This is a genomic window from Tahibacter sp. (assembly GCF_032229445.1).
In the GTDB taxonomy this organism is placed as follows: domain Bacteria; phylum Pseudomonadota; class Gammaproteobacteria; order Xanthomonadales; family Rhodanobacteraceae; genus Tahibacter.
In genome coordinates this window covers 83,364-108,123 of the sequence record NZ_JAVTWC010000017.1, presented here as the reverse complement: position 1 = coordinate 108,123, position 24,760 = coordinate 83,364, and the positions used below count along the sequence as shown (strand labels likewise).

Genomic DNA, 24,760 nt, shown 5'->3' with positions numbered 1-24,760 from the left:
ACGTGACAGCAACTACTGGATGCCGGAATCACCCACACGATTCCGCGATGAGCCGGTTTTCCAGCCAGCTCCATACCGCAACGACTGCGAATGAGTGTAGGTGTGGAAAGCCTGCGGTGACCTCGGTTGAAGCAAGCCGTGCCTCTTCCTCCGCTTGCAGAATTCGCGGATCGTCCTCAGCTGATCCCTTAACGGCCAGCAGTGCCCTGGTGAGGTTGGGCATTGCAGTAGCTCGCGAAATACCGACGCGGCTTAGATGAATTATCTGGAAAAGCCGTTGGTGCGAATCAAACGCTTCTTGAAAATGATCGGTAAGGTACTTGGGAACTGGCTGCGACACGATAGCTCGGCCCTTTCATATCGACGCGTGAATGGCTGGACAATACTGTCAGGGAGACTCGTCGTTGGCGTCCGCGGATGCGACCAAAGCAATACTGTGATCGTAGGTGTCCAGCATAGCGGCGGATCTGAGTCCCGACGCATCTTGTTTATCCGCCCCCCTGCCGCGCGTATCTGTTATTCCCCGATGCTTGTAGCCATGTGGAGCAAAGCGCTGTTCTTGCGTGATGACGCCTGCGCGGATCGCGCTGTGGATAATGCGCTGCCACGCGCTATCGAAACCGCTCTTTGTGAGCGGTCCGCCGTTCTCGTTGACGATGGCCAGGCGCTTGCCGGGATTGATCGGCGCCGGCGCCGAAGGTGGGGTTACCCGCTTGCGGTAGTCGAGCGCGGCATCCCACGCGGCGCGCAGCCGGGGCGTCCAGCGCACGGTATTGCCCTTGCTGCCCTTGCTGCCCTTGCTGCCCTTGCTGCCCTTGAGGCGGTTCACGGCCAGGCCGTTCGGGGTTTCGCAGGCATCGGTCAGGGTGATCGCCTCAGCGCCGCGCAGCCGGCACAGGTGAGCGAGTTCGGATACAAACCAGAGGTACGGCGAAACCGAGCCCTTGCTGTGTGCGGGCAGCGCTCTGCGGACGCGCGCGAACGCGATGACCTTGTCCATGACCTCGGGTGTCGGTACTGCGACGCGCCCGCGCTCTTTCGCCTGCTCGACACGCTTGGCCGGGTTTGCCTCGCAGTGGCCGCGGCGAACGCCCCAACTAAACACCAGTCGCAGGTAGCGGTGCAAGTGATTCGCCTTCGTTTGGTGCCTTTCGGCACTCTTGTCAATGATCCTTTGTATGCCCGCCGTCGTGAGCTTTCGAAAGCCGAGCGCGCCAAGTGCGCCGAGCTTCGTCGGGTACTCGATCAGCGCGAGCCGGTAGCTTTCGCGATCCTTCTGCGTCCGCGGTGACTGTCCCTTGAGTTTGGGGCTGGCGTGGTACTGGTCCAGCAGCCATTGCAGGCTGCCCGTGTCGACGCTGCCGCGATCCTCGATGATCGAGTGCAGTTCCGAAGTGCGAGCGGTCGGGCCGGTAACCTTGCGCCGTACGCGCTTCCCTTTCGTACTTTTCTCGAACACGTACCAGTGGCCGGCGCGGCTGCGATCCCAGTAGATCCCTCGCGGCAGTGCCGCCTGGTCGATGTGCTTCGGCATCGACGGATCGTGTTTGCGCTTCCTACCGCGGGTCATACCAAGTCCTCCGGACGGTAGGTTTCGGTCTGCGCGGCGGGCGCCAGCAGGCCGCCGGCTGCGTTAATGAGTTCCAGGGTGGTCCAAGGGCCGTCCTTTCCATCAAACACCCGTATGCACTGGGCGCGCAAGCAACGGGCGGCGTCGCCTGCCCCGGCATAGCCGGTGATCGCGAGTAGATCGGAGGTGTCGAGAACGGAGCCGCGCATACTAAGCTCGCCTCCGGACAATCCGAACCACACGGGCGCCAGCTACAGGGGGAAAATCATGTTCACACGCGCAAAAATTGCAATTTGGGAGTACGTTCTGGGTGGTCTTGCGGTGCTCGCGCCCTTGGCTGCAGGAGTGGTTTACTGGAGCCGGTTTCACGCAAGCCCGCCGGGAAACCCTGACGCTTGGGGTCAGTTCGGCGACTTCGTTGGCGGCACGGTGAACCCTTTGATCGGAATAATTACGGTCATTTTTGTTCTGGTGACGCTCAACGAAACTCGTTCCCAGGTGGAAAGGGCTCGGGTAGATGCCGAGGCGGCCGATATTCGACGCAAGGTCGAAGGGATTCTTGAGACTTGGAACCAGCACATCACGGCGGCACGCTTTAACGGAGTTATCGGGGTAGACCTCGGCGATGGCCCGGTTGACGTGGACCTGACGTTGTCGCGCTTGTTCGAGGACGACAGTTATACGCTGCTCATGCAGCGGGCGAGGGAGACGGATCAGCGTCTGATTATCCGAAGCTGGCATGCTCGCTTCGACCGCGCTGTAAATTTGCTGATCGAGTTCGAAAACGCATTGCTTGAGTATCAAGATTATGCTGACAGTAGAAGTTTGACCGACTACTACCGGCGAAGGGTCTCGACCGCTGCTGTATTTCTGAAAAAGTGCGGTCTGCTTCCTGATGAAACGGCGAAGGGACTGTCGGTCCTGAGCATCAGAGACGCGAAGGAAAGGGCCGCTCGAATCCTTGGCACTCAGTGGCAGGAAGGCTGATCGCTTCATGGCTGCAGAGATTTGACGTAGCGCGCGCCCTTCGCGCGCAAGCTGTTCCGCGACTACGTCTTCCGCCACGTCAAGCAGTCCGAGTGCGCCCGTAAAGGGGACGGGGCTTCAAAAGCTCGACGATTGCCCAGCAGCCAGCACCACGGCCCGCCGGTGTGGTCGTGGTCGCGCAGCCAGGGGAAGCGCTTGTCGTGGCGGCCTGCGCGGATTGTGTCGATGTGGACGCAGTCGATGACGACGGCGGCGCCGACAATGGCGCCGAAGGGCATGTCGGAAAGTGGAATGTTGTAGTACGCGTCAATCGGCGTGCCGTCTGTCGCCCGGCCGACGTCGAGCCACTTCCGCGACATGCCGGCGTGGATCAGCAGCGGGCCGCGGAACCGCGTCGCCCAGGTGCGGTTTTCGATGCGCTTTTCGCGCTTCGCGCAGATCAGGTGCGCATACGGTTGGCAGATCGTGAGGGCTTTCATGGGCGCGCCCTCGGCTGCCCCGTCGTTTCTGCCTCGGATGCCAGCCGGCTGTACGCCGCTGACGTCCGGCTCAGTGATCGAGCTGTGGCGCGGAATTCCGCAACCAACGCGGCTGCCGCCGTCGCCGGTTTTTCGTTCGGGTTGTACTTCGCAATCTTGGCTTCGAGTCTGCACGCCGCAGCGCGGAGCGCGCATGCTTCGGCCATGCCTCAGAAGTATCGCGCCGCGTTCATTGGCCGCTCCCTGGAGCTGCGAGTAGTATTGGATGGGAATGCGCTAGGAGGTTCGGGACATGGCAAACGTCGATAGCCGCGACAAAGCCGTCCACCTGCGGTCGCCGGTGGACTTGTTCAAAAAGCTGCTCTGGGAAGTGGACGGAATCAGCAAGACCGTGATCAAGAATCCCGTAGCGCAGGCAAATCTGACGATAGGCGCCGCGCTGAGTCTTTGGCATCTCTGCGACTGGCTTGCGGTCGACCTCGGCAACGACGGCGCGCGATGGAAAGCTGTTTCGGCGCACCTGCGCGCAAAGGTTTCGAACCATCGCGAGCTGCAGGACGTGGCGCGTGCCGTGCGTAGCGTCCGCGCCGCGGAACAGATCGCTAACGCTTCGAAGCACGTCCAGTTGTGGAGTAACGTCGCGGATGCGGGCGTTTCGTCCGAACTTCGAACTTTGAAAGGGGCGGCCATCAACCTCGATGACGACAGCCCGACTGTGAAATTTGAGCACCAGATTGTGTTGATCGAAATTGACGGCGACTTTTTCAGTCCGCTGCAAATAAGTGACGAGGGTGCCGATTGGTGGCGCGGAGTGCTTGCCGCTGCCGGCTACGATGTGCCGCCGGGTCCGAATTTCATCGAGTAGGGGTGTGCGGTTCATGCTGCCTCGACCGTTGTGGGCTGCAGTTCGCTCATACCGCCGGACGTCGTCCTTTCGACGGTCACAGTGGCCGCGGCGGCCTGGGGCTGGTTGCGGCTCCAGATCGAGTGCGCGCGCTGACGTGAAAAGCCGAAGGCGGCGCCGATGCTGGAAAAGGTTTCGCTCGCACTCCGGCCGGCGAGGATGAGCTTTTCGCGGTTCCAGTCGCGCATCACGCCATTGCTAGTTCGAGATCGCGCTGCACCTTGAAGCTCGACGCCTGGGCGTGTCCGCCGCCGCCGTACTGCGCGGCGATGGTGCTGACGTCGGTGCCGCTCTCGATGGTGCTGCGCAGGCTGAAAACGTGACCTTCCGGCGTGTCCCAGTAGCACGCCGCGAACGGCTCGCCTTCCGCCATCAGCAGCCCGGCATCGCTGGTCAGCTTGTAGGGCAGGCTTGCGACGGGCACATCTCGGCCGGCGATGGTCATGCGCCGTTTGCAAACCTTGACCAGCTCGAACACGTCCTTGTGGTGCTTGCGCTCGATCGCCGCGCCGGAGACGACGAGGACCGACGGGCTTACCGTATTCAGGTATTCCCAGTGTGCAAACGTATATTCGTATCTGAACACGGCGGCCTGAAACTCGCGCGCGCCGGGCAGTTCGAAGCGCAACAGGTCGCGGTCCTCGACGTGGTTGACCAGCGCCGGCCGCTGCACGCTTGGGCGGAAAAAATCCCAGGTGATGCCGGCGCCGCTGCGCTCCATGTCGAAAAGCGCGTACACGTTCGCGAACCAAAGGCCATCACGGCCACCACATTTTTGTTTGACTTCGATGTTCTGCACAGCTCGCGTCATTGAGCTATTCGCTTGGGCGTCCACAGCTCCGACATCGCCCCGGTGCCGGACGACCGCTTCCGAGCGACATGACGCCGGAAGAAACCATGGGCAACCAGTCTGGCCGAGCCGAACAAATGTTTCCCGTTGTGGGTGCATGGGGCGAATGCGGGCCGAAGAAGACAGTGCGTTCTTCGCGCGGTGCTCCGGTCGCCGACCACTAACTTTAGTCAGTGCTGCCCCCTGACTTCGTCAAGTTCTGGCGAAGCGGGCCTGTCCCTACAGTGCCGCCTCCTTCACGACAACGGCTCCGCTCATGGACATCCGCTATCTCGTCCGCGCATTCGTATCGGCAGGCGCGCTGCTCGCTGCTCCTTCGGTATCCCATGCCGACTCCGCGCAAGCGCGGGGCTGCGCCACGACCGTACAGGTGGAAAACGCAAACAATGCTGGCGCCGGTTCGCTGCGCGACGCCGTGCTTGCGGTCTGCGCTGGCGGCACGATCACGTTTGCCAACCGTTTCGTGATCGACCTGGAAAGCCCGCTCACGATCAGTTCGACGCTGACGATCGACGGCAGCAGCCAGGCGCGCGACGCGTCCACGGGTGACGGCAACCTCGTGCAGATCATCGGCGGCCCTGCGCATCGCAGCTTCGTCGTCAACGCTGGCGGCAGCCTGACGCTGCGGCGCGTGCGGATCAGCAACAGCACGACCAACGATCGCGGCGGCGCGATCCTCAGCCAAGGGCATCTTGCCGTGCACGATAGCCGCTTCGACGGCAACTCGACCGGCACCGCGGGCGGTGGCGCGATCAACGCCCAGTTCGGATCGACGCTGCTGGTCGTGGGCAGCACGTTCGATGCGAACAGCTCGTTCCGCGGCGCGGCGATCTACAACGAAGGCGATGCGCAACTGGAGAACAGCACGTTCAGCGGCAACGCCGGCGCGACCAGCGAAGGTGCGATCCAGAACCGCGGCCACCTGGTCGCGATCCACATCACCGTCGCCAACAACGGCGGGCCCAACGCGAGCAGTGGCGGCCTGTTCGCGTTCAACGCCGACACGGTGCTGATCAACAGCGTGATCGCCGACAACGTCGGCCAGAACTGCCGCATCAACAGCGGCACGGTGACCGCGATCGCGCTGCTCGCCGAGTCGGGCACCTGCACGCCACAGTTCACTGCCGATCCGCAGCTCCTGCCGCTGGCTGCGCGCGGTGGCGTCACCAGGACCCATGGCCTTGCGGCGACAAGCCCGGCCATCGATGCCGGCGACGCCGAGTTCTGCCTGGCGACGGACCAGCGCGGTGTGCTGAGGCCGTTGCAAGCCGGCTGCGATCTCGGTGCGATCGAGAACGAGGACATCTTCGGCGACGGCTTTGACGGTCCACTCTGACGGGTCGGTTTAAATGCCGCTGTCGACGCGCATCGGCGAAGGCTGTCCGATATGCTCGCAGGCTCGCACGTCTGACAGTTCCGCGCATGAACGACCCCACGCCGACCGTTCCGGACTCGCCGCAGGAGTTACTGCGACATTTCGTCGAAGAAATGAGCAGTGAGCTGCAGCTCCAGCCGCTGCTGTCGCGAATCGTCGAATACGCGTGCCGCCTTATCGGCGCCGACGACGGCACCATCGGCCTGTACGACTGGCGGCGCGATGTCATCCGCACCGCGGCGGTCTATCACATGCCGGACGGCGAGCTCGGCTCGGAGATGGGACGCGGTGTCGGCCTCGCCGGCAAGGTGTTGCAGACCGGCGAGCCGGTCGTCGCGCGGTATGGCGACATCGCTGGCATAACGCTACCCGAGCTTGCTGACAATCAGGTAATCGGTATGCCGATCCACTGGAAGGGCGAGCTGACGGGTTTCTTCGGCATCGGCGTGGCTCCCCCGCGTACATTCGCCGACGACGCGGCGGAGTCCCTCCAGGTGTTCGCCCGGCATGCCGGTATCGCGATCGAGAACGCACGCCGTTACGAACACGCGCGCCGTCGCACCGCGCGCTTTGAACTGATCGCGCGTGTCGCCCAGATCATCAACGCCGGTGCCGAACTCAAGTCGATGCTGCAGCAGACTGCCGATGCGATCCACGACGTGCTGGAGTTTCCGAACGTGGACATTCCATTGATCGATCCCGACGATCCGGGCGTGCTGATCGTCGAGATCCGCGGCGGTGGCTACAAGCACCGGATCCAGGGCATCGACCGATTGCCGGTCAGCGAGGGTGTGATGGGCGCCGCGGTGCGCGAGCGCCGCGCGCAGCGTGTCGACAGTGTGCACGCCGACCCGCGCTACGTGACGCCGCGCACGACCCAGGGTGCGCGCGCCGAGCTCGCGGTGCCGATCCTCGCCGCGGGCGACGTCGTCGGCGTCGTCAACGTCGAGGGTGACCAGGTGTACGACGAACTCGACCAGCGCACGATCGAGATCATCGCCGACCACCTCGGCATAGCGATCCAGAACGCGCGCCTGCACGAGCAGAATCGCAAGGCAGCGGTCTGGCAGGAACGTGCGCGCCTGCGCCGGGAGCTGCACGACTCGGTGACCCAGATCCTCTCGAGCATCAGCTTGCTCTCGCAGGCGCTGCCCTCTGCTTGGCGTAACAGTCCCGAAGAAGGCGAGCGGCGCGCGCGGCGGTTGGCCGAGCTCGCGCAGACCGCGTTCGCGGAAATGCGAGCCTTGCTGCGTGAGCTCCAGCCCCCGCACGAGAACGACACGTCGATTTCGCGGCAGGGGCGCAGTTTTCTCGGCCTGGAGCGTCTGCGCGACGGCGGTCTCGGCGCGGCGCTGCCGCGCCTGCTCGATGCGATGATTCCCGAGACGCTTGCGCGACGCTATCGCTTCGATCGCTACGTACCGCAACACTTGCCGCACGAGGAAGCGCTCTACCGGGTCTGCCAGGAGGCCGTCTCCAACGTGATTCGCCATTCCGGCGCCCGCAACGTGACCGTCGAGGCGCACATCGATCATTCTCGCGCCTGGCTGTTCGTGCGCGACGACGGCGGAGGGCTGCCGTCGGAATCCCAGGGCGGCATCGGGCTCAGAAGCATGCGCGAGCGTCTTGCGCGACTCGGCGGCGATCTCGCGCTGCGACCAGTTCAGCCCCATGGCCTCGAAGTGCTCGCGCGGCTCCCACGCCGCGACCGGCCGCTGGAGGAGTCATGAGCGAGGACGCGTTGCGTCTCATGCTGATCGACGACCATGCGATCGTTCGCGAGGGTCTGCGTGCCGTGCTGGAAGACGACAACGGCTTCGTCGTCGTCGCAGAGGCGGGCTGTGGCAACGACGCGCTGCGCCAGTTCGCCGCGGCCACGCCCGACGTCGTGTTGATCGACCTCGTCATGCCGGGGCTGTCTGCGGCCGAGACCATTCGCCTCCTCAAGCGAATCGACCCACGCTGCAACTTCATCGTTTTCACCAGTTTCGCTGAGGGCGAGATGCTGCGCGAGACGGTACAGGCCGGCGCGATCGGCTACCTGCTCAAGGATGCGTCGCGGGACGATCTGGTCAGCGCGGTACGCGCGGTGGCGCTAGGCCAGCCTTGGCTGCACGAATCGACGCAACGTCTGCTGGTGGACCTGTTGCGCAAACCGCTGCCGTCCGATCCGTTTGCCGCACTTACGCCGAGAGAACTCAGCGTGTTGGAGCTGATCGGCGAAGGGCTCAGCAACCGGCGCATCGCGCAGCGGCTGAACCTCACGGAGGGTACTGTGAAGGGCTATGTCAGCACGGTGCTCGAGAAGCTCGATGTCGCCGACCGCACCCAGGCGGCGTTGTATTTCACGCGCCAAGCGGCGCGCGACTGAGCGGCGCCAGATTCCTGTCGTAGCGATCGACGACAAGCGCGGGGGCGCCGCCGAACGATGTACAAAGGCCGATCACAGAAACTCATGAAGGTGCCCGCGTGGTGCGCCGGCGTCGACAGCGGTCCTCAACACGACTGAGGCAACGGTTCCAGGCGGAAAGCCGCGGTCGATAAAAGTAGACAAAACATCACATGTTGCGCTGCGATGTTGGGCCTCGACGACGAACCTGCCGCCGACGCGCGACCTTTCGAGACCACGTCTACCCGCGGAGCGCCACGCACATCCCCCTACGGCACCGCAAGCCATCCGGGCGCCGGCATCAGCCGGCCATCCGCGCTATCCAGCCGCAGCACCCAGACCTGATCCAGCCCATACCGCCGCGCGGCGCTCCAGCGCAGCGGGGGCAGCGTTGCCAGCGAGATGTCGCGGACGGTCTGGAGTCTGGCAACCAGTCCTGCGCGTGTGATCTCGCGGCCTGTCTGCTGTAACAGCGCCACCACCTGAGCCAGTACTTGCTCGGCCACGGCCTCGCGCAGCGATGCGTCGGGCGGCGCCGGTAGTGCGATGCGCAGGCTTTGTCCTGCGGGCCAGGCCAGCTGTGTCACGTCGCAGCGGGCGGCGACGCGATCGGTCAGCAGCACCGTGTGTGCCGTCGTCAGTGTCGCGGCCTCGTCGCAGTCTTCGATCAGCAGCGGTGCCGGCACGGATGCGGCCAGTGCTTCGAGCGCGCGTTGGCGCGTAGCTGGCGATGCGGTGATGACGAAGCCGCTGTGGCCGGGATCGCCGTTGTCGGCGGCGAACACGATGGCGGGGAGGTCCTCGGCTGCCGCTGCGGGCAGGCTGTCGCTGCCGTCGGCGCGGGTGTCGATCAGCAGCAGCAGATCGTCGCTGCGCTGCGGCGGCCGTGACAGTTGCACCAGTTCCACGCGCCGGCCGTAGATTTCCTGCGTCGGCGCGGTCAGCGCCGCGCCGCGTACGCCGATACGCAGTCGCTCTGTCCCGACGCCGGCTTCATGTCGCTGCTCCAGGGCAGCCAGATAGGCGAGCAGATCGTCCGCATCGGCCAGGCTCAGGGCGTAGCGCGGCATCGCGGTGTCCAGCAGCTGGCCGCCAGCGTCCATGCCCAGGGTGATGGCGCGGCGCAGGCGCGAGCTATCGTAGGCGGGCCGTCGGCGGCGTTCGTTGTGCAGCGGCCGCCGCAACGCGGATGGGCTGATATCGGCCGGACGCACGCCGCCTTCGCTGCGGCCGCGGCCGTCGGCGCCGTGGCAGGTCACGCAGGGCAGCAGCGTTGCAGGCACCGCATCGTTCGCTCCCAGCGTCGCCACGATGGGCGTGCCGCGTGGCGAGAGTCCTTCGCGGAAAATCTTCTCGCCGCCTTCGGTCGAGCCGGCGCCGGCTTGCAGGGCGATCAGCGCTGTAGCGAGGAGGGCGGCAAGATTCATTCGACCGGCTGTGCCATCGCGCCGCGCAGCGCCGCGGTCAGCACCGTGGCGTCGGCCAGCCCGTCGAGCCGGCGCCAGGGCCGCGGCTTGCCGCGTTCGTCGATCAGCAGCACCAGGGGAACATGGGACGCTGGATCGGCGGCTGATGCGCCCAGCGAGCGCGCCAACTGGTCGATATCGGCGCGCGCGCCGGTGACCAGGCTCCAGCCGGGTGCGGCACCGAAGGCGCGGCCCCAGCGTGCCAGCTCCTGCGGCGTGTCGTTGGCGGGGTCTATGCTGACCGAGATCAGGGCGACGCGGCCGGCATCGTCGCCCAGCTGCTTCTGTACCTGGGCGAAGCGTGCGCCCAGCAGCGGGCATACCGTGGTGCAGCGGGTGAAGACGAAATTGATCGCGACCAGCCGGCCCTGCACCAGGTCGCGATGGAAATGCAGGCTGCGCCCCGACTGGTCCTGCACAGGCACATCGGCGACCGTGCCGGCGGCGGACTCTCCCTGCAGGGACTGCGCCTGCGCGGCGGCGTGTGCCGCATGCGCCGCATGGTCCTGCGCCTGCGCGCCGACGGCGCCGAGCAGCAGCACCGCCGCCCAAATCCCCTTGCCCATGAGCAGACCCCGGTTGCTATCGAGCGCGAACTTATCCCGCCGCCTACAGGCTGGCAACAACAGGCCGGACACTTTGCCGCGTTGAAGCCGCCCGACGGCACGGTCGACTTTTCCTGATAGGCGGAAGCAGTGTTTTGCGCCTGCCTCTGCAGGCTTCTGAACAAATGCACTTCTGACTGGGGAGTCCGAAGACCAGCTAGCCAGCGAGAGCCGGTTGCCGCGCGCCGGTGACCGGTGCGGCCGCGTCGCCAGGATGCGCCGGCGTCGCGCGACCGGCCTGTGTCGGCACGGGCCGACATAAAAAAGTTCCGCAAATCGGGTATTGTCCAGCCCGGTACTTGTAAACAAAATTCCTGGCCAGTCGCCAGCTTTGCCCTTTGCGAGGTGGACCATGCGTTTGCCGTTGCGGTCTTGGTCGTGTGCCCTTGCCCTGTTGATCCCCATGCTCTGCGCAACACCGCTATCGGCGGCCGAGATGCCGGCGCGTGGGCATTGCGACAGCACCGTGCAGGCCGATGTCGTCGCGCTGGACCACGCCTTCCAGGTCAACCGCCTGGGCACCACGCGCACCGACGGCGAGATCTACGCCTTGCGCGCCGACGTGGTCTCCACCGACGAAGCCAGCGCGGACCTGAAGCCCGGCAAAGTGATGCTGAGGCCGGACAAGCGCCCGCGTCCGCTGGTACTGCGCGTCAACGCCGGCAGCTGCCTGGAGATCCGCTTTACCAATCTGCTCGCGCCCACGCCCAAGGACGTGATGCAGCCGGTCACGCGCACGGCGTCGATCCACGTGGCGGGCCTGCAGCCGCTCGACACCATTGCCAGCGACGGCACCTGGGCAGGGCAGAACCCGGAAATCGGCAACGGCCAGCACTCCGGCCTGGTGCAGCCCGGCGCGGGCATCACCTATCGGCTCTACGCCCAGGAGGAGGGCAGCAATCTCCTCTACAGCACGGCCGGGCAATACAACAATTTCAATGAAATGCAGTTGTCCACGGGCCTGTTCGGTGCGGTCAATGTCCAGCCGCGCGGCAGCGAGTGGTATCGCAGCCAGGTCGGCGAGGAGGATCTGCGCCTGGCCAGCACCGGCACATTGCCATCGGGCCATCCGCGTCTCGACTACGACGCCGTCTATCCGCCGGGCCACGCTCACGCGGGTCTGCCGATACTGCGCATGCACGATCGCGACAACCGGATCGTGCACACGGATCTGACCGCGCTGATCACCGGTCCCGGCCGTGGCCCGCTGACCATCCCCGCGGGCGACAACCCGATGCTGCCGGAGCGCAATCGCCCGTTCCGCGAAGTGACGGTGATCTACCACGAATCGCAGGACGTGGTGCAGGCGTTCCCTGACTTCATGTCGGCCAGGAACAGTCAGGTGCCGCGCGAGGACGCCGGTGCCGATACGTTCGCGATCAACTACGGCATCGGCGGGATCGCGCCGCAGGTGCTCGCCAATCGCATCGGCGTTGGGCCGGCGGCCGACTGCCCGGAATGCAAGTTCGAGGAATTCTTCCTGAGCTCCTGGGCCATCGGTGACCCCGCTCTGGTGGTCGATGTGCCGGCCAACGCGCCCTGCACCACGGCGGAACTGCAGGACCTCACCGTCAAATTCAACGCCGACCCGCTGACTTTCGAGCCGACCAACCCGTGCAAGCCACGGCCGGGACGCAAGGCGAGCAAGGCGTTCTATCCGGACGATCCGTCGAACGTCTATCACGCCTACCTCGGCGACCACGTGCGCTTCCGTGTGCTGCATTCCGGCGCTGCGGTGCATCACGTCCATCACCACCACGCGCACCAGTGGCTGCGTTCGCCCGAGACCAGCCAGAGCAACTACCTCGATTCCCAGGCCATAGGTCCGGGTTCGTCGTTCACCGCGGAACTCGTGTTCGGCGGCAGCGGCAACCGCAATCTGACCACGGGCGATTCGATCTTCCATTGCCACTTCTATCCGCATTTCGCCGCCGGCATGTGGGCGCTGTATCGCGTCCACGACGTGTTCGAGGCCGGCACCGCGCTCGACGCCGACGGCCGCCCGCGCCCGGATGCGCGCGCGCTGCCGGACGGGGAAATCCAGCGCGGTACGCCGATTCCCGCCATTGTGCCGCTGCCGCAGTACGCGATGGCGCCGCTGCCGGCCAAGGTGCGCATCGTCGAGGGTCAGGCCCAGGTCGACGGCGAAGGGCATCCGGGCTTTCCGTTCTTCGTTCCGGGCGTGGCCGGACACCGGCCGCCGCATCCGCCACTGGATTTCGCCGTCGACCAGAGAACCGGCGAACGCCTGGACGGCGGCCTGCCGCGCCACCTGATCAGTGACGCGACGATTGCGAACGAACAACACACGGCGCTGGACTGGTCCAAGGATCTGCACACGATCAAGGCCTACGAGCTGCCCGAAGACGGCACACCCGCCGAGAAGCGCGCCATGGCGTTTTTCGGTCAGCCGCAGCATGCGAGCTATACGCCGGAAGCCACGCCGGCACCGTTCAAGGTCAACGGCTTGCCGCGCGGTCCGCAACCGGGTGCGCCGTTCGCCGATCCGGCCGTCGTCGACGGCGAGGCCGTGGGCAACGAATTGCGCCGTTACAAAGGTGCAAATCTGCAATTGGACGCCGTGTTCAACAAGGCGGGCTGGCACTACCCGCAGCAGCGCATCCTGTCGCTGTGGGGCGACGTCAAGGACTACGTCGAAGGCCGCCGCCCGCCCGAGCCGCTGTTTTTCCGCGCGCACAACAACGATGTGATCGAGTACTGGCACACCAATCTGGTGCCCGCTTATTTCGAACTCGACGATTTCGAGGTGCGCACGCCCACCGACATACTCGGCCAGCACATCCATCTGGTGAAGTTCGACGTGATGGCCTCCGACGGCGCGGCCAACGGCTTCAACTACGAGGACGGCACCTTCAGTCCCGAGGAAGTGCGCGAGCGCATCGAAGGCATCAACAAGACCGGCGGCCTCTGGGATCCGGCGCGGCGCAGGCAGCGCCTGCTGCATCCCAAGGCCATTGCCGAACTGGGCAACGGTCCCGGCGGTGAGAGCCGCGCCTGGGTCGGCGCCCAGGCCACCGTGCAGCGCTGGTGGCTGGACCCGCTGATGCAGCAGCCCGCCGCGGTCGGCGAGAAGGACCGCACCTACATGACCGTGTTCACGCACGATCATTTCGGCCCTTCCACGCACCAGATGATCGGCCTCTACGGCGGCCTGCTGATCGAGCCGGCCGGTTCGACCTGGACTTCGCTCGACGGCAAGACCGAATTCGGCGTGCGCGACGATGGCGGCCCTACCAGCTATGCCGCCAACATCCTGTTCAAGTCGCCGGCCAGCCAGGGCGACAACTACCGCGAGTTCGCGCTGGAATGGGGCGATACCCAGCATGCCTACACCGCCGGCAGCCGCCACCGGCCGGACTGCTATCGCTATACCGATCCCGACGGCCACGTCGTTGAACAACGCCCGCCGGATTTCAACTGCATTCCGCTTGCGCCCAACCAGAGCTACTACGGCTGGGCCGACCCGGCTCATGTGCTGAATTGCCTCAACTGCCCGCCCCAGCCCACGGCGCAGCTGCCGCAGTCGCTGATTCCCAATCTGCCCGGTTCGGCGCCGTGGCCGCCGCAGCCGCTGCTGGTGTCGGACTTCGGCGCCGGCATGATCTCGATGAACTATCGCGGAGAGCCGCTGCCGCTGCGCGTGTTCAAGCCGCTGGTGACGAATCCCGCCGCGGCCCCGGATGCGGCCGACCTGTCCGCCTCGTTCCGTTCGATCGAGCGGCTCGATCCGGCCTTCTCGCGCCAGCCCGTCGGCGGCGCACAGATCAATCCCATGTGCAGCGGTACCGGCTGCTTCACCTTCCCGCGCGATCCGATCGCTGCTGGCATGGGACCTACCGATCCGTACACGCCGCTGCTGCAGGCTTACGAAGGCGACAAGGTGCAGATCCGCCTGCTCGCCGGCGCGCATACCTCGATGCACGATTTCACCATGCACGGCGTGCGCTGGCTGGCCGAGCCGTTCGAGCCGGATTCGGGCTATCGCAGCACGCAGTTCATCATTTTGTCCGAGCACTACGAGCTGCTGATGCGCATGCCGCGGCTCGGTGCCAAGGCGCCGGTCGACTACCTGTACAACCCGGATGCCTCATATGAAGGCCTGACCAACGGCGCCTGGGGCCTGCTGCGGTCCTGGAACACGACGCAGCGCCAGCCTTTCCTCAAGCCACTGTACGGCGAGCCGGCGGCTGCGCCGACTGACGCCATCGGTCCGCCGCCGGGCATGACCACCGACTGCTCGGGCGGCAAGCCCTGCATCCGCGAATACGAAGTGCATGCGATGACCGTGCAGCAGGCGCTCGGCCGCAAGGACGGCGCGCTGATCTACAACAGCCGCGGTGCCAACCTCGGTCACGGCCGCAGCGACACGGCCAATCCGCTGCAGGACCCGCTGGGCCTGGTCTACGTCGCCGTGCCCAAGGGCGGCACGCACACGCCGCGCGACACGGTAGAGCCGCTGGTGCTGCGCGCCAACGCGGGCGACTGGATTCACGTCACGCTGGTCAACACCTTCAGCGGCCAGGAGCCGGCGTTCTCCGCCTACGAGGCGGCTTCGCGCTTCGGTCTCACCTATGCCTCGCCCTACAACTTCGTGCAGATCGCGCCGTCGCCCAATGTCGGCCTGCATGCCCAGCTCCTGAGCTACGACCTGCGCACCAGCGACGGCGCCAGCGTCGGCGCCAATCCGGTGCAGACCGCGCCGCCCGGCGGCCGCGCCGAGTACTGGTGGTATGCCGGCACCATCGACGGCGCCGCGCAGACGCCGGTCGAATTCGGCCCGGTCAATCTGCTGCCCTCCGATCCGCTGATGCAGGTCTACCACGGCCTGTTCGGCGCGCTCGTGGTCGAGCCGGCCGGGTCGCGCTGGCAGGCCGATCCGACCACGCAGGCACAGGCCACGGTCTGGGCTGGCGACAAGGTCTACCGCGAGTTCGTGCTGATGTATCAGAACGACGCGAACATGCTGACCAACGGCCACTCCTGGTGGGAAACCGGCAATCCGCTGGCCGGTTTCAACTACCGTTCGGAACCGGCCTGGTTGCGCTTCGGCACGGAACTCGACAGCGCCATGGGCATCGATGCGCCCAAGGACTGGCGCAACCTCAGCCAGGCCGACCTGAGCAACATCTCGCTGCTGCCGATGTCGCTGGTCGACGAGACGCGGACCACTGCCAATGTGCTGGTCGGCGCCGAACCGCAGACGCCTATTCTGCGTGCCCCGGCCGGTATGCCGTCGCGCGTGCGCCTGCTCATGCCCGGCGGCGACGGCGACAACCAGATCACCTGGGAACTGACCGGCCATCTGTGGCAGGAGGAGCCGTATACGGCCGACTCCACGCGCATAGGCCACAACCCCAAGTCGGCCACGGTCAGCACGCTGACCGGCTACGGCGCGGCCAGCGTCTACGACGTGGTGCTCGACGAAACGCCGGGCTCCACCCCGGCCGGCGGCCGCTTCCGCGTGCCTGGCGACTATCTCTACCGCGGCTGGACCGCGAACATGTTCCAGGCTGGCGCCTGGGGCCTGTTCCGCGTCGCGCCCTGGGCACCGCAGGCCGGTGGGCCGGCCTGGCCGGACACCGTGGGCATAGACGCGGTAGAGACGTTACCCAATGGAAGAAAAGTCATTCGTGGATTTGTCACGCCTTGCCCCGTCGCGGTCGACGACGCGGCGGGCCGCCGCGTCTGCGACGCTGGCGGCAGCGTGCGCCATGTGCAGCTTGGCAATGCGGGCAAAGTGCCCGTCATCGGCGGGCGCTGGAGCCTGGCCGCGCCGCGCGGCCTGCCCGATGAATTCGAGGTGCGCTCTCCGGCCGGCGGCGTAGCGCGCTGGGGCGATACCCGCGCGCCGCATGTGGGCGAGACCGGGCCCGCTGCAATGCGCGCCAAAAGCTCAGCGCCTCTGCGAGACACCATTCCGAACAGACCCAAGCGGTTGCCGCGGCAATGAGAGCGCTGTCGCTCGCCCTGGTCCTGCTGCTGCCGGCCGGCGTCGCGTCGGCCGCGTCGCCGCAGCAGGCCCTGGACCAGGGCATCCGAGTCACCTTCGACACGCAAGCCGGCACGCAGCCGGGTGATGCGACCGCATTCCACTTCGAGCTACGCGACAGCGCCAGCGGGCGGCCGCTCAGCGGCGTGCGCCCCGCCGCCTGGCTGGGCCTGCGCCGTGATCCGGCCAAGCCGGCGGCCGACTGCAAGCGGCAGATCGCCGGTTATCTCGCCGGCGATCTGTTCAGCCGTGCCGAGGTCGATCTGAACAGCTATTTCGTGCTGGCCATGAACGACGAAGCGTCGATCAGCGTGGTCGATCCGCTGTTCGGCTTCGGTGGCAGCAAGCTGCTGGCGCTGCTGGAACTGGAAAAGCCGGGCGCCGACTGGCAGTTGACGCCCGAACGCGACCGTCTGTTCGTGTCGCAGCCGCTCGCCAGCAAGGTCGCCGTGGCCGATACCAGTGGCTGGCGCGTGACGGCACAGGTGGCGACCGGGCCGAATCCCCGCCAGCTGGTACAGAACGCCGACCACATCTGGGTCGCCGATGACGCGGGCGTCACGCGTATCGACCGGCGCAGTCTCGCTTCTCAGGCGGTGCCGCTCGGCAAGGTCGCCGGCATCGCGCTGGACGGCGCCGGCGAGCGGCTGGTCGCCGCGGTGGGGGACAGCCTTCAGGTGATCGACGCGCATGATGCGCGCCGCCTCGGCAGCATCGGGCTGGATGGCCGGCCGCAGCGGCTGGCCTGGTCTGACGCGGCCAAGGCGTTCTACGCGCTGGATGCGCAGCAGGGGCGCGTTTTCGTGTTCGACGCCAGCGAACGGCGCCTGCGCGGCGAGATCGCGGTCGACAGCGGTGCCAGCCAGATCCGCTTCGCCCCCGGCGGCCGCTTCGCCCTGCTGCCCAATCCGCAGCGCAATCGGCTGCAGGTGCTGGATTCGTCCACGAATACTATTGTGCAAAATGCCGATATTTCGGGCGGCCCCGATCAGGTCAGCTTTACGCCGCTGCTGGCCTATGTGCACCGCCGCGACAGCGAGACTGTGCAGATGATTGCGCTGGAGCAGCTGGGCCAGGCCGGAAGGCCGTTGAACGTGGCCGAATTCCCGGCCGGGCAGAGCGCCCTGGGCGCGGCGCCGGAAGACGGTGCCGACAGCATCGTCGCCGCGCCCGAAGGTCCGGCCGTGCTCGTGGCCAATGCCAGCGACAAGATGATCTATCTCTACCGCGAAGGCATGGCGGCACCCGCCGGCGGCTTTCGTACCTATGGCCGCAAGCCGCGCGCGGTGCTGGTGGTCGACCACGGCCTGCGCGAGGGCCGCCGCGGTGAATACACCACGCGCATGCCGGTCGTGCGGCCCGGCACCTATGACGTGGCGCTGTTCGCCGATTCGCCGCGGCTGGCCGTCTGCTTTCCGTTCACGCTGGCCGACACGCAGCCCAGGCCCGACGTGCCACGCGTCGTCGCGCTGGCGCCGCCGGCTGAACTCACCGTCGGTCAGCCGGCGCAGTTGCGCTTCGCGCTGCTCGATGCCGCCGGCGGCCGGCGCGAAAGCGCCGACCTGCACGCGCTGGCGCTGCTGGCTCCGGGCATCTGGCAGCGCCGCAGCGCACTGACTGCCCGCAGCGACGGTAGCTACGAACTCGCCTTCACTCCGCCGCAGCCGGGCATCTACTACGTCTGGATCGAGTCCAACGCACTCGGTCTGGCGCGCCGGCACCGGCAATTCCTGATCTACGAAGCCAGATAGCCCAACCCGGGAGCACAGCCATGTCGAGTACAGCAGGAAACGGCGGCGGTAGTCCGCTGATGCAGACCACGGCCACACCAGTGACGCCGAACTACGTCTTCGATCCGGCCAGCAACAGCTACCGGCTGCAGGCTTTCACCACACCGGGCTGCAACAACGACTTTCCGGATGATCCGGCCAGCTATGCGCGGCTCGCCGCGCTGTGGAGCCAGAACGTCGATGGCTTCACCCGGCAGGCGATCACGGGCAATCCGTGGAATTCCCTGTTCTCATCCGCGCAGACGGCGTACTACAACCCGCTGGTCACGTCCATCCCCAAGGGCAACGGTGCCGTGGACGTGGCCTGGATCGCGTTCCCGAACCGCCTGATCCAGTACCTGGGCCAGAACCAGGTGCCGCCGAATCCGTACAACTTGCCGCAAAGTGCACTGTTTCCGCTGGCCGATTCGGGCGAGCTGTCGCGCTACCCGATTCCCGAAGTGCGCTGCCCGCAGCCGGACTGGGGCGGTGAGCTGCAGCCGTTCGGTCCGTACGGCCCGCGTGGCTGGCTCGACGAATACTGCGAGTTCGCCGTCGTGCGCAATGCGCAGAACAAGATCACGCGCATCGACTTCACCTGCGAAAACCCGGAGTACTTCCAGACCCTGTGGCGGGTCAGTCCCGAACGCGTCTGCGCGGTCTACGAACAGGCGCTCAACAGCGGCGCGCCGCAGGACCAGTGGATCACGGTCAGCGTCGCCGATCTGCAGCTGCTCGACCCGGTCAGCGGCCAGCCGGTGATCGACCCGGAAACCAATCGCCCGGCCTACAACCCGCTCAACCGCTTCAACAGCGGCACGATCTGCGTGCGCAGCGGCACGCCAGCGCAGCGCAGCGGCGGCGCGATGCACCTCACCGCCACGCCCAACACCTTGCAGACCGAACTGGGCCTTGGCGCCGGTGCCACCGTGCAGCGTAGCGCCGGCAACACCGATCCGCAGGCGCTGATCTGCTGCGGCCAGTACGGCCAGAACTTCCGCAACAGCGATCCGCATATCGGCCAGAGCATCAACCTCGCCGTCGGCGCGGGGACCAATATCTCGCTGGCCGATCCGCCCGGCCTCTACATCCAGATGCCCAGTTTCGCCCAGTACGCGCTGCCGGCCGATCCCAAGCTGCCGCCCGGCGCCAGCGCCGCCGACTGCTGGCACATCATCCGCGGCTTCGAGCACATCACCGACGAGATCACCGGTACGCGCTTCCCCGGTTCCTTCATCCTGCATGCGGCCTTCCAGATTCCGCAGGCCTGGATCGACGCCGGTGTCAGTTTCACGGTCGGCGACATCACGATTGGTGGCGCGCCGATCGAGTACGGTTCCCAGGTGCAGGCGACCCTGGAAATCGCCCTGTTCGGCCGTCCCATCGTGCCGCCGCCGCAACCGGCTCCGGCGCTGGCCTGCGTCACTTCGCCCGCCGTCGTCACCGAGGCGCAGCCGCTGCAGATCCTGTTCCAGAATGTCTGGGACGCCTACTACGGCACCACGGTCAACACGCCCTCGGGCGTGACCATGTCGCTGGCCAGCAACTCCAGCATCATTCCGCCGACCCTCTATCCGGGCGAAAAGAAGGTTGCGCTCGCGCTGACCTATGCCGCCCCGAGCGGCGAGAAAGCGCTGCCGCCCGAGCAATGGCCTACGGTGTATTTCACCGACGCCGACGGCAGCGTAGACAGCAGCGTCAGCACGCAGGTGACGGGCTTCTCGCCGACGGTCACCTACGCCGTGCCCGGCAATACCTATCCCAGCCCCAGCCAACTGCTGAACCTGTCGGTCAGCGTGGCGGCCACGGCAGCCGCCGGTGTGCGCGGAGTGGTCATCGTGCCCGCCGGCCAGCAGTTCTCCAGCGCACTCACCGCGGCACCGGCCTTCCTGGTCGTGGCTGCTTCCAGCACCGCCGCCTGAGGAAATGACAATGAACATGTCTACAAAGACACTGATCCTCGGCCTGCTGGCCGCGGCCGTCACCCTGGCCGCCTGTAACCGCGAGACACGGCGTGCCGACGACAGCAAGGCGAGTGCGGAAAGCGCAGCGCCGGCGCCAGTCGCCGCGCCGCCGCCAGCCGCCGCGCCGCCGATGAAAGGCTCGACCAGCAACTGCCTGGCGCCGCCGTTCCTGGTCTCGGCCACGCCGGGCCAGTACGGCTACACCGTGCCCAAGGACTTCGCGCTGACCCGGCAGGCCGATGCGAACTGCTTCGCCTGGCAGCAATTCCTGGCGTTGAACTGGGCCGCTTCGTCGACCCAGCGCGGCCAGCCCGACACCAGCGTGCCGGCCACGCAGTTCGGCGACCCCAACGACCAGCGCGCCAGCGTATGGGAAACCTATAAGGAATCCGACGAGGTGTTCCTGGCCAACGCGCAGAACCCGGGCCCGTGGAACAGCGGCTTCGGCGGCACGCCCAGCGTCAAGGTGCTGGGCGGCATGAAATCGGAAATCGCGCCGGAGCCGACGCTGGACCTCAGCGCCATCGGCCAGGCCTCGCAGGGCAGCCCGTGGCTGACGGCGCAGAGCGGCATCCTGACGCTGTACGAGCGCCGCATGAACGAGGACGAATACAACTACATCGTGCAGAACAAGCTCTATAACGCCGATGTGCAACAGAAGTTCGTGGTCTCGCCCGGCATCAACCTGCCCGACGGCACGGAGGCGAGTTCGGCCTATGGCAGCGTGGGCGCGATCGAGACCAAGGCTGCGTGGCTGGAACTGCCCAACGCCGCCGACTGGCCGTACTACAAGATTTCCAAGGCGGTAGTGACCTATCCGGGCCAGAAACCCAAGACCGTCGTCGTTGGCCTGGTCGGCCTGCACATCATCCACAAGACCGCGCTCGGCCAGCAGTTCATCTGGGCCACGTTCGAGCACAAGCGCAATGCGCCCAGCAAGAGCGCGGTCGCCGCCGGCGCATTCACGCCGCCGTATACCTATTACAACCCGGACTGCGACCCGGCCACCGACCACTACAAGTGCACCGTCAACGCCAACCCGTCCACGTATAACGGCGGCAAGAATCCGTTGACCGCACCGATCCAGACGGTACGCGTGACCGACATCCCGACGCGGCCGAACAACGACGTGGTCGGTCTCAACGAATACGTCTGGGCGCAGGTGATCACGCCGCAGAATCCGGACTCGGTGTTCCTCAACTACGAGCTGGTCAACACGCTGTGGTCGAATCAGAACACGCCCATCGCCGCGGGCTCGCGCACGCCGCTGCCGACGCCGCAGCTGTCGCCCGGTCCGAGCCAGGAACCCGTCGCGAACACCACGATGGAAACCTACGTGCAGAACCTCACCTGCCTGGACTGCCACGCCTCGGCGCCGATCGCCAGCGTCAAGCCGGTGAAGAGCACGACGATCTTCGATCCGGCCACCGCGGGCAGCGCGGCCACGGCGACCAATCCGTACGCGTCCGACTACTCGTTCCTGCTCAACAACGCCCAGCAGCCCAAGGGCGGCAAATCCCGGGCCCACCAGGGCAACCGCTGAGGAGCCACCGATGAGCACACCCGTACCGTCCTGGCTCACCGCTTCCTGGGAGCGCCTCTGGGTCATCAACAACAACCAGGGGCCGCCGGAAAACACCGTCAACGTGCGCAACATCCAGACGCCGACCCTGTTCGGCGACTGCCGCATTCCCAAGGACCGGCCGAGCTTTCCCAACGCGCATTCACTGGCTGATCTGAGCAACGCGGAGCTCGCGACGCTGTATCCGCAGGAAGGATTTTCCGGCTACACCACGAATGACGGCTACATCATTACCTGGCACCACGAGATCGATTACCAGCCGCCCGATGGTTCCATCGACATAGGCCGCTTCGAAATCCTCGGCGGCCGCAATGTCTTCGAGCACGGCGTGCAGGCCGTCTATCTCGAGCACTGGTGGCGGCTGGAAGACGCCGGCGGCTATTTCCTCGGCATCAAGGTCATGCGCAACCTCGGCGACAACCGCCAGCGCGTGCATGAAATCCTCTCCGTCGCCGGCGACCATTTCATCTACGCACGCAATCGCGCGTTCGACCTGCCGATGGCCAACAACCTGGCCGATCTGATCAAAAAGGAAAAATATACGCGCAAGCAGATCCTCGCCGTACTCGACTGCGAGGTCTCGCACGGCTTCGTGCTCGGCGGCCGGCAGCCGTGGGAAGTGCAGTTTTCCACCTTGCCGTTCAAGGAAGGCAAGCCGCTGGAGTTCGCCCAGCGTATCCAGGTCGATCCGCGCACCGGTCAGCTGACCGAGCGCAGGCTCGCGCCGGACCTGATCTGGTCGGTGCCGATCAACACGCTGGGGATCGAGGATCTGCTGGTGCTGTTTCCGCCGGCTTGAAGTCGCAATCCTGCGCAGCGCGGTCGCCATCACGCTCTGCTCTCGGCGCTGCGCCGCCAAGACGGTGCAGCGCACTGAACACACTTGGGGAAGCCAACATGAAACTGCTGCTAGCCACCCTGCTGCTGGCCGCCGCCACGGCCCAGGCACAGAACGCGCCCGACAAGCTCCCGGGCGAACGCTGCCAGATCCAGAACAACACCTCGGGCAACGTGCTGCCGCCCGACGCCCACGACGATGCACTGTTCAAGCTGCTCAGCGCACAGCCGCGCTGTCCCGGCAACGCGCTGCAATTCCGCGCGCTGGTGCTCGCGAACGCGATGAGTTCACGGCCGGCCATGGTAGCCAATCGCGGCTTCCACAACCCGCTGCCGCAGGGCAGCTTCAGCTTCTTCGAGTCCATCGACGGCAGCTACGCGGGGCAGAAGCTGGTCCCCGGCGACTGGTTCTACGGCCACTTCACGGCAGCCTCGATCGACAACACCGCGCTGACCAGCATCCTGTCGCCGCAGCAGGCGGCGACGCCGGACAACCTGCTGCTCGAAACGCTGGTCTGGGATCCGCGCAAGCAGATGTATAACTTTTACGAAATCCGCGGCACCGGGCAGGGCGGGCAGTGGTTCTACCGGGGCGATTCGGCCGATATCCAGGCCGATATCGTCAACCTGTGGCGCGCCTACGATCCGTCCCAGTCGATCTTCATGGGCGCGCCCGACAGCAGCGGCAAGGCCACGCTGCCGCGGCTGCGCTGCTCCGGCTGCCATACGAACGGCGGGCCGATCATGAAGGAGCTGGCCTTCCCGCACGATTCCTGGTGGCGGCCCGAACGCCCGCTGCCACTGGGCGCCATGCGCATCGCGCCGGAATACGAGACCATCCTGAAGAACCTGGTCAGCTCGCAGGAGTTCTCTGGCTGGATCAAGGCCGGCAACGACAAGCTCGCGTCTTCCCCGGCCTACATGAAGCAACGCTCGGCGCTGTCGCTGCAGGAACAGCTGCGGCCGATATTCTGCGAGCAGGAAGTCAATCTCGATTCCGACCTGCTGCCGTTCGGTGGCCCGGCCCCGATCATCAAGGCCCCGGTCGGCGCCTTCGTCGATCAGCGCCTGGCCGGCGACATCCGCTACATCGAGATCGACAAGGCCCTGTATACGAATTCACTGAACCTGTTCCAGGCGCAGTTCTTCGACTACCAGAGCGGCAATTTCCAGAACTCGGTGCAGCCGATCAACCAGATCGATGCCGACCACGCGTTCGAGACACCGGTGAAGTCGCATACCGACATGCTGCTGGCGCAGAAAATGGTCGCCTCGGGCCTGATCGACGAGAAGTTCCTCTACGACGTGATCGCCATCGACCCGACCCGGCCGATGTTCTCGCCCCAGCGTTGTGGCCTGCTGCAGCTCGTACCCGGCGGCGGTCCCACGGCCGGCTGGCGCAACCAGTTCGCCCAGGCCCTGGCCAACAGCGACAAGCCCGCGGCCAAGGCGCTGCTCGCCAACATCAACGACGCCGCACGCACACCCCAGTGGCATCGCGACCAGACGAGACAGATCCTCACGCGCGTGCAGTCGCTGGCCAAGCTGCAGTTGTCGGTCAACGGCTACGTGCGCCTGCTGGCTGGCCGTCGCATCGCGGTCTACCAGGCGCAGGTCTCGCAGCATCCCCAGGGCCAGATCTTCGAACCCGGCTTCCGCTTGATCTTCCCGACCATGCAGCTGTTCCAGAAAAACCAGCAGCAGATCGCCTACGGCGGGGTGCCGGATCAGTACTGGCTGAATCCGGTGACGGGAGCGGTGGAACTGGTTCAATAGCGTTGCGACGTGCAGCGCCGGCAGGTGGGAGAAGACCTGCCGACGCGACACGGAGAAGTGGGCACGTGACGAGAATCTTTGCCGGCTCACTTCGGCGACGGAGCGGATGAGCTGGTGTCGTAGTTCTGCGAAGTGCCGCGCCGTCAGGTCGGAAGAGCTCTGGCGGCGATGCACTGTTTAGTGGATGGGTGTCCCGA

18 protein-coding genes are annotated in these 24,760 nt (G+C 66.0%); 11 read left to right on the top strand and 7 right to left on the bottom strand.

Annotation, left to right across the window (positions count from 1 at the left end; translation table 11 throughout):
* Window positions 1-388: 388 nt before the first annotated feature.
* Together RUU78_RS03865 and RUU78_RS03860 are read right to left on the bottom strand one after the other, a co-directional pair.
* The gene (locus RUU78_RS03865) at window positions 389-1,534 is read right to left on the bottom strand and encodes an integrase (protein ID WP_313913858.1); all 1,146 of its coding nucleotides are present in this window, start codon (window positions 1,532-1,534) and stop codon (window positions 389-391) included.
* 32 nt (window positions 1,535-1,566) lie between these two features.
* Window positions 1,567-1,779, bottom strand: coding sequence for a hypothetical protein (locus RUU78_RS03860; protein ID WP_313913856.1), 213 nt, complete (start codon window positions 1,777-1,779; stop codon window positions 1,567-1,569).
* A 58-nt stretch (window positions 1,780-1,837) separates the two neighbouring features.
* Between RUU78_RS03860 and RUU78_RS03855 the strand changes: the two genes are divergently transcribed.
* Entirely contained in the window at window positions 1,838-2,557 is a 720-nt protein-coding gene (locus RUU78_RS03855; RefSeq protein ID WP_313913854.1) for a hypothetical protein, read from the top strand.
* 62 nt (window positions 2,558-2,619) lie between these two features.
* Here RUU78_RS03855 and RUU78_RS03850 read toward each other — a convergent pair whose 3' ends face one another.
* On the bottom strand, window positions 2,620-3,036 hold the full coding sequence (locus RUU78_RS03850; RefSeq protein ID WP_313913852.1) for an ASCH domain-containing protein: 417 nt from the start codon (window positions 3,034-3,036) through the stop codon (window positions 2,620-2,622).
* Window positions 3,037-3,328: 292 nt separating this feature from the next.
* Between RUU78_RS03850 and RUU78_RS03845 the strand changes: the two genes are divergently transcribed.
* On the top strand, window positions 3,329-3,901 hold the full coding sequence (locus tag RUU78_RS03845) for a hypothetical protein (RefSeq protein WP_313913849.1): 573 nt from the start codon (window positions 3,329-3,331) through the stop codon (window positions 3,899-3,901).
* Between the two features lie 11 nt (window positions 3,902-3,912).
* On the opposite strand, the gene RUU78_RS03840 is transcribed toward RUU78_RS03845, so the two are convergent.
* Complete coding sequence (locus RUU78_RS03840; RefSeq protein WP_313913847.1) at window positions 3,913-4,128, bottom strand: hypothetical protein; 216 nt, start codon at window positions 4,126-4,128, stop codon at window positions 3,913-3,915.
* Entirely contained in the window at window positions 4,128-4,889 is a 762-nt protein-coding gene (locus RUU78_RS03835; protein ID WP_313913846.1) for a hypothetical protein, read from the bottom strand. Before RUU78_RS03835 ends, RUU78_RS03840 begins: the two co-directional genes overlap by 1 nt.
* A 157-nt stretch (window positions 4,890-5,046) precedes the next feature.
* On the opposite strand from RUU78_RS03835, the gene RUU78_RS03830 reads away from it, so the two are divergent.
* The 3 genes from RUU78_RS03830 to RUU78_RS03820 all read left to right on the top strand — a co-directional run bounded on the left by RUU78_RS03830 (window position 5,047) and on the right by RUU78_RS03820 (window position 8,536).
* The gene (locus tag RUU78_RS03830; RefSeq protein WP_313913844.1) at window positions 5,047-6,126 is read left to right on the top strand and encodes a right-handed parallel beta-helix repeat-containing protein; all 1,080 of its coding nucleotides are present in this window, start codon (window positions 5,047-5,049) and stop codon (window positions 6,124-6,126) included.
* An 86-nt stretch (window positions 6,127-6,212) separates the two neighbouring features.
* Window positions 6,213-7,895 (top strand): GAF domain-containing sensor histidine kinase, encoded by a 1,683-nt coding sequence (locus tag RUU78_RS03825; RefSeq protein WP_313913842.1) that lies wholly within the window; start codon window positions 6,213-6,215, stop codon window positions 7,893-7,895.
* Window positions 7,892-8,536, top strand: a complete 645-nt coding sequence (locus tag RUU78_RS03820) for a response regulator transcription factor (RefSeq protein ID WP_313913840.1) — start codon at window positions 7,892-7,894, stop codon at window positions 8,534-8,536. The genes RUU78_RS03825 and RUU78_RS03820 overlap by 4 nt, the downstream gene beginning before the upstream one ends.
* 287 nt (window positions 8,537-8,823) lie before the next feature.
* Here the strand turns inward: RUU78_RS03820 and RUU78_RS03815 are convergent, their stop codons facing one another.
* Complete coding sequence (locus RUU78_RS03815; RefSeq protein ID WP_313913838.1) at window positions 8,824-9,981, bottom strand: c-type cytochrome; 1,158 nt, start codon at window positions 9,979-9,981, stop codon at window positions 8,824-8,826.
* Entirely contained in the window at window positions 9,978-10,586 is a 609-nt protein-coding gene (locus RUU78_RS03810) for an SCO family protein (RefSeq protein WP_313913836.1), read from the bottom strand. The genes RUU78_RS03815 and RUU78_RS03810 overlap by 4 nt, the downstream gene beginning before the upstream one ends.
* 442 nt (window positions 10,587-11,028) lie before the next feature.
* On the opposite strand from RUU78_RS03810, the gene RUU78_RS03805 reads away from it, so the two are divergent.
* The 6 genes from RUU78_RS03805 to RUU78_RS03780 all read left to right on the top strand — a co-directional run bounded on the left by RUU78_RS03805 (window position 11,029) and on the right by RUU78_RS03780 (window position 24,563).
* Window positions 11,029-16,596, top strand: coding sequence for a hypothetical protein (locus tag RUU78_RS03805; RefSeq protein ID WP_313913834.1), 5,568 nt, complete (start codon window positions 11,029-11,031; stop codon window positions 16,594-16,596).
* Complete coding sequence (locus RUU78_RS03800; protein ID WP_313913833.1) at window positions 16,593-18,386, top strand: YncE family protein; 1,794 nt, start codon at window positions 16,593-16,595, stop codon at window positions 18,384-18,386. Before RUU78_RS03805 ends, RUU78_RS03800 begins: the two co-directional genes overlap by 4 nt.
* A 20-nt stretch (window positions 18,387-18,406) precedes the next feature.
* Window positions 18,407-20,326 (top strand): hypothetical protein, encoded by a 1,920-nt coding sequence (locus RUU78_RS03795; RefSeq protein WP_313913831.1) that lies wholly within the window; start codon window positions 18,407-18,409, stop codon window positions 20,324-20,326.
* A gap of 10 nt (window positions 20,327-20,336) precedes the next feature.
* Window positions 20,337-21,911 carry a hypothetical protein gene (locus RUU78_RS03790; protein ID WP_313913829.1) on the top strand — a complete coding sequence of 525 codons (1,575 nt, stop codon included), beginning with the start codon at window positions 20,337-20,339 and terminating at the stop codon, window positions 21,909-21,911.
* A 10-nt stretch (window positions 21,912-21,921) separates the two neighbouring features.
* Window positions 21,922-22,749, top strand: a complete 828-nt coding sequence (locus RUU78_RS03785; protein ID WP_313913827.1) for a hypothetical protein — start codon at window positions 21,922-21,924, stop codon at window positions 22,747-22,749.
* A 98-nt stretch (window positions 22,750-22,847) separates the two neighbouring features.
* Window positions 22,848-24,563, top strand: a complete 1,716-nt coding sequence (locus RUU78_RS03780; protein WP_313913825.1) for a hypothetical protein — start codon at window positions 22,848-22,850, stop codon at window positions 24,561-24,563.
* Window positions 24,564-24,760 lie beyond the last annotated feature (197 nt).